Origin of the sequence: Bradyrhizobium sp. (genome assembly GCF_019244115.1) — a bacterium.
GTDB lineage: Bacteria > Pseudomonadota > Alphaproteobacteria > Rhizobiales > Xanthobacteraceae > Bradyrhizobium.
Genome location: NZ_JAFATE010000570.1, coordinates 1 through 10619 on the forward strand (window position 1 = coordinate 1; position 10619 = coordinate 10619).

10 protein-coding genes are annotated in these 10619 nt (G+C 64.1%); 5 read left to right on the forward strand and 5 right to left on the reverse strand.

Features of this window, described 5'->3' with window-relative positions; all coding sequences use genetic code 11:
• Window positions 1-764, reverse strand: a 764-nt coding sequence (locus JOZ76_RS25275) for a TerC family protein (RefSeq protein WP_291703252.1), incomplete at its 3' end; no start/stop codon positions are given.
• 69 nt (window positions 765-833) lie between these two features.
• A complete protein-coding gene (gene ndk / locus JOZ76_RS25280; RefSeq protein WP_291703254.1) occupies window positions 834-1256 on the reverse strand; it encodes a nucleoside-diphosphate kinase in 423 nt (140 codons plus the stop codon).
• Between the two features lie 294 nt (window positions 1257-1550).
• Here ndk and JOZ76_RS25285 point away from each other — a divergent pair, with 294 nt between their 5' ends.
• Window positions 1551-1799 (forward strand): sulfur globule protein precursor, encoded by a 249-nt coding sequence (locus tag JOZ76_RS25285; RefSeq protein ID WP_291703256.1) that lies wholly within the window; start codon window positions 1551-1553, stop codon window positions 1797-1799.
• A gap of 435 nt (window positions 1800-2234) precedes the next feature.
• Window positions 2235-4106: an ABC-F family ATP-binding cassette domain-containing protein gene (locus JOZ76_RS25290; protein ID WP_291703258.1), complete on the forward strand. Its 1872-nt coding sequence runs from the start codon at window positions 2235-2237 to the stop codon at window positions 4104-4106.
• 58 nt (window positions 4107-4164) lie between these two features.
• Here JOZ76_RS25290 and JOZ76_RS25295 read toward each other — a convergent pair whose 3' ends face one another.
• The 3 genes from JOZ76_RS25295 to JOZ76_RS25305 form a co-directional block, all read right to left on the reverse strand.
• Window positions 4165-4713 (reverse strand): hypothetical protein, encoded by a 549-nt coding sequence (locus JOZ76_RS25295; RefSeq protein ID WP_291703260.1) that lies wholly within the window; start codon window positions 4711-4713, stop codon window positions 4165-4167.
• 200 nt (window positions 4714-4913) lie between these two features.
• Window positions 4914-5366 (reverse strand): DNA polymerase III subunit chi, encoded by a 453-nt coding sequence (locus tag JOZ76_RS25300; protein WP_291703262.1) that lies wholly within the window; start codon window positions 5364-5366, stop codon window positions 4914-4916.
• Window positions 5367-5385: 19 nt separating this feature from the next.
• Complete coding sequence (locus JOZ76_RS25305) at window positions 5386-6885, reverse strand: leucyl aminopeptidase (protein WP_291703264.1); 1500 nt, start codon at window positions 6883-6885, stop codon at window positions 5386-5388.
• A 397-nt stretch (window positions 6886-7282) separates the two neighbouring features.
• Here JOZ76_RS25305 and lptF point away from each other — a divergent pair, with 397 nt between their 5' ends.
• The 3 genes from lptF to JOZ76_RS25320 all read left to right on the forward strand — a co-directional run.
• Window positions 7283-8452, forward strand: a complete 1170-nt coding sequence (gene lptF / locus JOZ76_RS25310) for an LPS export ABC transporter permease LptF (RefSeq protein ID WP_291703266.1) — start codon at window positions 7283-7285, stop codon at window positions 8450-8452.
• A complete protein-coding gene (gene lptG, locus JOZ76_RS25315; protein ID WP_291703273.1) occupies window positions 8449-9546 on the forward strand; it encodes an LPS export ABC transporter permease LptG in 1098 nt (365 codons plus the stop codon). The genes lptF and lptG overlap by 4 nt, the downstream gene beginning before the upstream one ends.
• Window positions 9547-9653: 107 nt before the next feature.
• Window positions 9654-10619, forward strand: a 966-nt coding sequence (locus JOZ76_RS25320; RefSeq protein WP_291703275.1) for an LPS-assembly protein LptD, incomplete at its 3' end; no start/stop codon positions are given.

Genomic DNA, 10619 nt, shown 5'->3' on the forward strand with positions numbered 1-10619 from the left:
ACGACGATGGCGCCGAGCGCCGAGGCGACGAAATCCATCAGGTCGCCGCCAAAGCTGAGATGCGAGACGCCGAAGATCGCCGATGTCGCCTCGATGCTGAAGACCATCTGGCCGCTCAGCACCTCGTGGAGCACCGCCTGATCCACCGGATCGCTCGCGATCACCCCACCCGCGATCCAGCCGAGCAGCATCGCGCCGAGCCAGACCAGGACCGGGAAACGGTCCAGCACCAGCATGATCAGCGCGGCGCCCGCAATGATCATGGGAATGGAAACCGCAAGACCGAGGATCAGCAGCGATAGCTGGCCGTTGGCGGCAGCGGCGACCGCGATCACATTGTCGAGGCTCATCACGATGTCGGCGATCACCACGATCCGGATCGCATGCCAGAGCGTGGTGCCTGCCGTGATCTCGTCGCCCTCGTCCTCGGGCACCAGAAGCTTGGCCGCGATGACGAGCAGCGCAAGGCCGCCGATCAGCTTCAGATACGGCAATCGCATCAGTTCGGCGACGATGCCGGTGAACGCGATCAAAAGCACGACCGCGAGCCCGGAGCCGATCACCATGCCCCAGAGCCGGTGCCGGCCATGCAGGCCACGGCAGGCCATCGCGATGACCAGCGCGTTGTCGCCGGAGAGCAGCACGTTGATCCAGATGATCTTGCCGACGGCGAGCCAGAACGCAGGGCGGTGAGCGTCGGTCTGGAGCTGGGCAAAGAACGCGCCGACACCAGCGGGATCGGCGACCTGCACCAGCCAGTTCACAGCCCCGCCCTCCTCAAAGGCTATGGTTCGCCTCGCTCGACGCCGCGCCAGCCCCCCGGCGGGCCACCGTCAACCGACGATCTCATTGCCCGAGAAGAACTGCGCGATCTCGATCGCGGCCGTCTCCGGCGCGTCCGAGCCATGGACGGAGTTTTCTCCGATCGATTTGGCGTGGAGCTTGCGAATCGTGCCCTCCGCCGCCTTGGCCGGATCGGTGGCGCCCATCACGTCGCGATATTTCAACACGGCGCCCTCGCCTTCCAGGACCTGGACGACGACGGGAGCCGAGGTCATGAAATCCACCAGCTCGCCGAAGAACGGACGCGCCTTGTGGACGGCGTAGAAGGTCTCCGCCTGTTCGCGCGTCATGCGGATCCGCTTCTGGGCGACGATCCGCAGGCCCGACTTCTCGATCACGGCGTTGATCGCACCGGTCAGATTGCGCTCGGTCGCGTCCGGCTTGATGATCGAGAAAGTGCGTTCAATCGCCATTTTGTCGTCCTTGGAATGCCAGGGGTTTTGGAGTTGCCGGGCTTATATCGGCGCTGCAGGCGAACGGCAAGCGAGGCCGCTGCGGCCGCTTCCATCGGTCACTGCTATCAGACCTAACGACGATTTCACGTCGAGTAACCTTGTCTGAAGGGTCCATGCCACGTCCGTTCACTGCCGCCGGCCTAGTCTCCAGGCCAGACGGAACGCTTCCCCCGATCGGGTGGCGTCACCGGCGGTGATGGTCACCGACGGCGCCTGCATGGTGCCGAAGCTCTTGTCTTGAGGAGATGACCCATGTTGCGCAAACTCTCGCTCGCTGCAGTGGCCGCGGTCGCGCTGGGCGCCGCGCTGGCGCCGACCTCCGCCTCGGCCTGGGGTGGTTGGCACGGCGGCTGGCATGGTGGCTGGCACCACGGCTGGTGGGGCCCGCGCTTCTATGCCGGAGGGCCGGCCTATTATGGTGGCTATGGCGGCTGCTATGCCCGCCGCTGGGTTGCGACCCCCTGGGGTCCGCGCTGGCGGGTGGTGAACGTCTGCTACTGAAGCAGCGGTCCACGACAAAGCATGACCAGGCCCCGGCCCCGCGCCGGGGCCTTGTTTGTCGTTGTCATCGGAGCGCTGCCCCCGGTCCCTGCAATTTGCGATTGCAACGAAACCAAATTGCCGCTCGTGACTTGGTGCATACCCACTCTGGAACGAAACGGAACGTCGGTGACCGAGGACCGCGCAGTTACTCACGAATCCTCTCATCAAGCCCTGGACCGGCAGACCTGCCGATCGATCTGCGATGCCATCGGAGCACGATTGCAGCGGGATCTCAAAACGCTTGGTCCCTCAGCCCGTCTCGAACACCTGATCGAGGAAATGCGCCGGCGCGAGACAGGCGATCGCGCCAGTTGAGTTCCACGACGCGACGGTGCGGCACCGCCGGCCACAAAGCGGTTGCCTTTGGCGCGGCCAGCGGTGACAACCGCGCCCATGCTCCTCATCAACGACATTTCTGTCCGTCTCGCCGGACGGCTGCTGATTGATCACGGCACCGTGCAGATCGCACCGGGCGCGCGTGTCGGCCTGGTCGGCCGCAACGGCACCGGCAAGTCCACGCTGTTCAAGGTCATTCGTGGCGAGCTTGCGACCGAAAGCGGAACCATCGCCATTCCGCCACGCTGGCGGGTCGGCAGTCTTGCGCAGGAAGCCCCGGACGGACCGGAAAGTCTCATCGCGGTCGTGCTCAAGGCCGATCTCGAGCGCGACGCGCTGCTGCGCGAGGCCGACACCGCCCATGATCCGCACCGGATCGCGGAGATCCAGACCCGGCTCGTCGACATCGATGCCCATTCCGCGCCGGCCCGTGCGGCGGCGATCCTGAGTGGTCTCGGCTTTTCCGCGGCCGACCAGCTGCGCGCCTGCGCCGAGTTCTCGGGCGGCTGGCGGATGCGGGTGGCGCTGGCGGCGACGCTGTTTGCGGCCCCCGACCTGCTACTGCTCGACGAGCCCACCAACTATCTCGACCTCGAGGGAACCTTGTGGCTCGAGGACCACCTCGCGCACTATCCCCGCACCGTGATCGTCATCAGCCACGACCGCGACCTCTTGGAGACCTCGGTCGACCAGATCCTGCATCTCGACCGCGGCAGACTGACGCTCTACCGCGGCGGCTATTCATCGTTCGAGGAGCAGCGCGCAACACGCGAAATGCTCGATGCCAAACACGCCAAACGGCAGGAGGCGGAGCGCAGGCGCCTGCAGGACTTCGTCGACCGCTTCAAGGCGAAAGCGTCGAAGGCGCGCCAGGCCCAATCGCGCGTCAAGATGCTGGAACGAATGAAACCGGTCGCAGCCCTCGTCACGCAGGACGTGCGCGAGATCAGCTTTCCACCACCGCAGAAACTGCTGTCGCCACCGATCATCGCCGTCGATAACGTATCGGTCGGCTACGATCCGAAGCATCCGGTGCTGAACCGCGTCACCTTGCGGGTAGACAATGACGATCGCATCGCGCTGCTCGGGGCTAACGGCAATGGCAAGTCGACACTGGTGAAACTTCTCGCCGGCCGCCTTTCCCCTTTTTCCGGTTCGATCACGCGCGCCGACAAGCTTGGCATCGCCTATTTCGCCCAGCACCAGCTCGACGAGCTGAACGAGGACGCCTCGGCCTACGACCATGTGCGCAAGCTGATGGGGGATGCGCCGGAGTCCAAGGTGCGCGGACGCGCCGGCGCGATCGGATTTTCCGGCAAGGCCGCCGACACGCCGGTCAAGAGCCTGTCGGGCGGCGAGAAGGCGCGGCTGCTGCTGGGCCTTGCGACCTTCTTCCGTCCCAACATGATCATCCTAGACGAGCCGACCAACCATCTGGACATCGACAGCCGCGCCGCGCTCGCCGAAGCGATCAACGAGTTTCCCGGCGCCGTGATCATGGTATCGCACGACCGCTATTTGATCGAAGCCTGCGCCGACCGGCTCTGGGTGGTGGCCGATCACGCCGTCACCAGTTTTGACGGCGATCTCGACGACTACCGCCGCATGGTGCTCTCTGCTCGCTCCGCGCGCACCGAAGTACCGGCCGACCGCGGCCAGACCAAACCGGACCCGGCGCGCAGGCCGGACAACGGCAGAAGCGACACGCGGGGTTCCCTGAAGCAGAAGATCTCGGCCGCCGAGGCCGAGATCGCGCGCATCGGCGACATCATCGCCAAGATCGATACGGCGCTCGCGCTGCCCGATCTGTTCGTGCGCGACCCGAAGCAGGCCGCGCAGCTCTCCAAGGCAAGAGCGAATGCGCAAGACGCCTTGCAGCGGGCCGAGGAGGACTGGCTCGCGGCGAGCGCGCAGTTCGAGGAGAGCTGAGCGCCGCGCGGCGGCGCAAAGCGCTCCGCCGATTCGTGCGCGAACTCGGTGCTGCAGGTCAGGTCGCGGCCGGCTTCCTCTTGGCCTTGCCCTTCGGCTTGGCGCTCGGCATCGGCTCCTCGTCGGCGCCCTTCTCGACCGAACTCAGCCGCCCGGCCGTAAAGGTATAGATGCCGGCGCGTGCACCACGTTTCCAGGTGACGACCGCTACGCGGTCCCCGCGCGGATTGTTGGACAGGCTGACATTGTCGGGCGCGCCGATCCCGCGCACGACATCGCATTCGGTATGGCCCAGCGCCACGGTTCCACCGCTCGCCACCGGCGGTGCGTCGGCAGGCGGCGCCGCCGTCGACGCATTGGCATCGGCGGGTGCGCTCATGCCCGGACACGCGCCTTCGGCGCTGACGAGATCCTCCGCGGTAACCGCCTTGTCAGGGGTCAGCGGCGGGGTCTCGATCGAGACGCTGCGAATGAACACCCGTCCTGAACGAGAGAACCAGTCCGCGTCCCTCGAGAAGATGTCCGAGGCACCCGAACACGCCGCGACCAGCGGTGCGCAAGCGAGCAGAACCACCAGTCGCGTCCGGTAATAAGTCTTGCCTTGCACGATCAACCGGTCCCCCGTTACCCAACCTAAACTTGCTGACCGACCATGACTTTACGGCACTTCTGCGGTGGCGTTTGATGGCCGCACGAAATTTCTGCGAGGGAGCGCGGCGAAAGTCAAATGCAAATACAAACTTGCGAACGTCGAAAATGTCTCCGCGCTTCCCGAGTTGTTCCCGCGCGGCATCGCCCAAGCTCGACCTATTGCCGCCGCTGCCACCTGCCATGCTCATCGGTCTGCCAATAGGTGACCTCGAATCCGCGCGACTTGCAATCCGTCCAGGCGCCTCTCGCAGCCGCGAGCGCCTCGGCGTCGTCGCCATTGAAGAGCAGCACCATCCGTTCATAACTGTGCGCGTCGGCAGGCAGCGGCGCATTGTCGATCAAAAAAATGACATTGGCTCGGTTCGGATTGCCCTCCGCGATCGCCAGCACGACGGGCTGATCCTCGGCATCGCCGGCGCGCCAGGTCGCATGCGGCAGGAACGAATCATCGCGATAGGTCCATAGATGCGCGTCGAGCGCGTCGGCGCGCTCCTGTGAGGTCGACTGCACGACGGCGCGCCAGCCGCGCTCCAGCGATTTTTCGAGCAGGGACGGCAGCACATTTTCCACCGACATGTTCTGCAGATGATAGAACAGGACTTCCGTCATCGCGCGCCATCACTCGCGATCATTTGGCTTCGTAGTAGTCGGCAACCAGCCGGTCCAGCAGGCGTACGCCATAGCCCGAGCCCCAGCTCTGGTTGATCTCGGATTTCGGCGCGCCCATCGCGGTTCCCGCGATATCGAGATGCGCCCAGGGTGTTCCGTCGACGAATCGCTGCAGGAATTGTGCTGCGGTAATCGAGCCGCCGTGCCGGCTGCCGGTATTCTTCATGTCGGCGAACTGCGAATCGATCAGCTTGTCGTATTCCGGACCGAGCGGCATCCGCCAAACCCGCTCGCCGGTCGCGTTGCCGACCTTGAACAGCCGTTCCGCCAGTTCGTCATTGTTGGAAAACAGCCCTGCATATTCGGTTCCGAGCGCAACCATGATCGCACCGGTCAGCGTTGCCAGATCGATCATGAATTTGGGCTTGAATTTCGTGGCCACGTACCAGAGCACATCCGCCAGCACGAGCCTGCCTTCGGCATCGGTATTGATGATCTCGATGGTCTGCCCCGACATCGAGGTGACAATATCGCCCGGCCGCTGCGCATTGCCGTCGGGCATGTTCTCGACAAGTCCGATGGCGCCGACCACGTTGGCCCTTGCCTTTCGCGCGGCCAGTGCGTGCATCAAGCCGACGACGCAGGCGGCGCCGCCCATGTCGCCCTTCATATCCTCCATGCTGCCGGACGGTTTTATCGAAATGCCGCCCGTGTCGAAGCAGACGCCCTTGCCGATGAAGGCCATCGGTTGCTCGCCGCTCTTGCCGCCGTTCCAGCGCATCACCACCATGCGCCCCGGCCGCGCGGAACCCTGCGCCACGCCGAGCAGCGCGCCCATCCCGAGCTTGGTCATCGCCTTGACGTCAAGAACTGACACCTCGACCCCGAGCTTGCGCAGGGCCGTGGCGCGGCGCGCGAACTCCTCCGGATAAAGCACGTTCGGCGGCTCATTGACGAGGTCGCGCGCCATGATCACGCCGTCGGCGACGTGGGCGGAGGGCGCAAGCGCCTTGCGCGCGGCCGCCACGTCGGCGACGGCGACCGATACCTCGGCCTTCAGCGGTGCATCCTCGCCGTCCTTCTTCTTGGTCTTGTAACGGGTGAACTGGTAGGCACGCAGTTTTAAGCCGGTTGCGAGCGCCGCGGCCTGCTCGGTCGACATGGCCGCTTCGGGAAGTTCGGCCAGAACGGTAGTCGCCTTGCTTGCCCGGTTCAATTTTCCCGCGATCACACCGCCGAATTTGAGAAAATCCTTGTCTTTGAGCTCCGCAGCTTTGCCGATGCCGACCACGAGCAAGCGCTGAATCTTGACTCCTTCAGGGGCCAGGATGTCGAGCGTCGACGCCGTCTTGCCCTTGAACTGGTTGGCTTCGGCCGCACGCTTGATCAGGTCGGCCGACTTTCCGAGTGCGTTGCGGGTGACTGAACCGATCTTCAACGTCTCGTCGCAAAAGACCACCAAAACACCCTTCGGGGCGGCGGAAAATGGGACAAAGCCGACCTTGATGGCGTCGGACATCAGTAACTTCCTCCAATGACGAGGGACGGGAGATCGGGAGCGGAGGCGCCGGCAGGGTGCCCGGTTCCGGCGCGATTTGTGACAGTTCGGCCACTATGCCCCCTGAGGCTATCCTGTGCCAAGGCCGATGCCCGCTTCCCAAAGCAACGGTGCGCAAAACCGCAAGCGACGGACGGCCGGTCCGAGGCACAACGGCGTGTCCACCAGGCCACATTCCTTAAATTTTAAGCATATTTGACCGACGCCTTGGCCGAGCCATTTTGTTGACGGATCAAAGGGATGATATTGAGAGAGTAGCCTTCGGGACAACTGGCGGCAGCCAAAGGGGGCCCTGCTTGCGGGGTGTGGTTGCGGGTAGCCATCCCAACGGTCGGAGGGCGGGGATCGTGCGGTAACGATGGGGTCGATCGACAGGTATATCTTTAAGACGACGCTGACGGCGTTTGCGATGGTCCTGGTCAGCCTGACAGGCGTGATCTGGATTACCCAGGCGCTGCGCGGCATCGACCTCATGACCAGCCAGGGCCAGACCATCCTGACCTTTCTGGGCATCACCAGCCTGGTCATTCCGGCGCTGGTCCTGATCATCTCGCCGATCGCGTTGATGATCGCGATCTCCCACACGCTGAACAAGCTCGCCACCGATTCGGAAATCATCGTGATGAACGCGGCCGGCTTCTCGCCGATCCGCCTGTTCCGCCCGTTCGTCTATGCAACCTGCGTGGTCGCGGCGCTGGTCGCTTTCATTGCCGCCTATCTCGCGCCCGACGGGCTCAGGCGGCTGAAGCAATGGGATGCCGAGATCACCGCCGACGTGCTCACCAACATCCTGCAGCCCGGCCGGTTTGCCCAGCTCGACCAGAATCTCACCATCCGGATCAGGGAACGCCAGCCGGGCGGCGTATTGAACGGGGTATTCATCGACGACCGCCGCGATCCCGCGATGCGCGTCACGATCGTCGCCGATCACGGCACGGTCATCAAGAACGACCATGGCTCGTTTCTGGTTCTCGAGAAAGGCGTGCTGCAGCGTTTCGAGGCCAGCAAACGCGATCCCGCGATGATCGAGTTCGACAGCAATGCGTTCGACATGTCCCAGTACTCCAAACGCGGCGGCGATGCGGCGCTCGGGATTCGCGAACGCTACATCTGGGAATTGATCGCGCCGGACCAAGACGATCCGATGTACAATCAGCTGCCGGGCCAATTCCGCGCCGAACTGCATGATAGGTTCATGGCGCCGGTCTATCCGTTCGCGTTCGCGGCGCTGACTTTCGCCTTTCTCGGCGCGCCGCGCACCACGCGCCAGAGCCGGAATTTCTCGATCGGCGGCTCGATCCTGGCCGTGTTCGGCCTGCGCATGGTCGGATTCGCCTGCTCGGTGATGGCGGTCAAATCGCCGGTCGCACCGGTCGTGCAATATCTCATGCTGTTCGCGGCGATCGGCGTCAGCCTCTGGATCATCTTCGACAGCATCGTGCTGGAACCTCCGGCCGCGCTGATCGAGGCGATCAACAAGTCCAATGCTCGCCTGTTGCGCCTCGTGGGACGACCGGCCGCCGCATGAGCATGATCACCAACACGCTCGGACGCTACTTCGCCGGACGGTTCGTCATCTCGGCGCTTGGCGTGTTCGCGAGCATTTTCGTGCTGCTCGTGCTCGTCGACTACATCGAGATGGTGCGCAAGACCTCTGGACTGGTGACGGCCTCCGCGATCATGGTGGCGGAAACGTCGCTGTTCCGCGTGCCGCAACTGCTCGAAAAGATGATGCCGTTCTGCATCCTGATCGGCGCGATGACCTGCTATCTCGCATTGTCGCGCCGGCTGGAGCTGGTGGTGGCACGCGCGGCCGGCGTCTCGGCCTGGCAGTTCATTGCGCCGGCCCTCGCCAGCGCCGTCGCGCTCGGGGCGCTCGCGACCGTGGCCTACAATCCGATGTCGGCGAACCTGAGCGAAGTGTCGAAGCGGATGGAAGCGGAGTTGTTCGGCAACACGCCGGGCGGCGGCATTCAGGACGCCTCCGGGTTCTGGATCAACCAGGTCGCAAGCGACGGCCAAGTCATCATCAATGCCGCTCGCAGCGAACAGCAGGGCATCCGGCTCACCGGCCTCACGCTGTTTCGATTCGATACGAGGAATCAGTTCAAGGAACGCATCGAAGCGCGCCAGGCGACGCTCGAGGAAGGCCAATGGCTGTTCAAGTCGGTTCGGCGCTACGCAATTGATTCGCCGCCGGTGGATCAGGCGAGCTGGGCCCTCCCGACCGAACTCACTCCGGCGCAGGTCCGCAACAGTTTTTCGACTCCGGAAACTGTGTCCTTTTGGCAACTTCCGACCTACATCCGCTCGTCCGAAAGTTCGGGTTTCGCGACCGCCGGCTATCGCCTGCAGTACCAAAAGCTTCTGGCGCAGCCGTTTTTGCTGGCTGCAATGGTGATGCTGGCGGCCTCCGTCTCGCTGCGCTTCTTCCGTTTCGGCGGCGTGCAAAAGATGGTTTTGAGTGGCGTGGGCGCAGGCTTTCTGCTCTATGTGTTGTCGAAAGTAACTGAGGATTTGAGCAAGGCTGAGTTGATGCATCCGATCGCTGCCGCGTGGCTGCCCGTGGTCGTGGGCGGTCTCACCGGCTTTATGGCCTTGCTGTATCAGGAGGACGGGTAGTGGCTGTGGTCGTCGCCGCCCGCCAAGCAAGCTTGTCCGCCGTCCTGCGGCGCATTGCCGTGCGCCGTTGCCGGAGTGTCATTGCCCGCGCCTTGTCGGCGCTCGTCATGACAGTTGCATGCGGCGTCCTCGCGGATGTCGCGACCGTTGCGCCTGCCGCGGCGCAAAGCTTCACCTACAATCCCCAGCCGCCGCGGCCGCGGCCGCCGCGCGCGCCGAACGACAACCAGATGCTGGTGCAGGCGACCGAGGTCGACTACGACTATAACAACTCGCGCGTCTCCGCGGTCGGCAACGTGCAGCTGTTCTACAACGGCACCTCGGTGGAGGCCGACAAAGTCATCTACGACCAGAAGACCAAGCGGCTGCATGCCGAAGGCAACATCCGCCTGACGGATGCCGACGGCAAGATCACCTATGCCAACATCATGGATCTGAGCGACGATTACCGCGACGGTTTCGTCGATTCGCTGCGCGTCGACACCGAGGACGCGACGCGGATGGCGGCGACGCGCGCCGACCGCACCCAGGGCAACTACACCGTGTTCGAGAACGGCGTCTACACCGCCTGCGCGCCCTGCAAGGACGATCCGAAGAAGCCGCCGCTGTGGCAGGTCAAGGGCGCCCGCATCATCCACGACCAGGTGGACAAGATGCTGTATTTCGAGAACGCCCAGGTCGAGTTCTTTGGCGTGCCGCTGGCCTACCTGCCCTATTTCTCGACCCCGGATCCGACCGTCAAGCGCAAGAGCGGTTTTCTGATGCCCGGCTTCAGCGAGACCGCCGGCTATGGCTATGCCGTTGACATCCCCTATTACTGGGCGATCGCTCCCGACATGGACGCGACCTTCACGCCGCGCATCACCTCGCGGCAGGGCGTGCTGTTCCAGGGCGAGTTCCGCCAGCGGCTGGCGAACGGATCCTATAATGTCCGCCTCTACGGCATCGACCAGCTCGATCCGAATGCGTTTGCCGGCACGCCCGGCCAGCGCCAATTCCGCGGCGGCATCGACACCCACGGCCAGTTTGCCCTGAACGACAAATGGGTCACCGGCTGGGATGGCGTCCTGCTG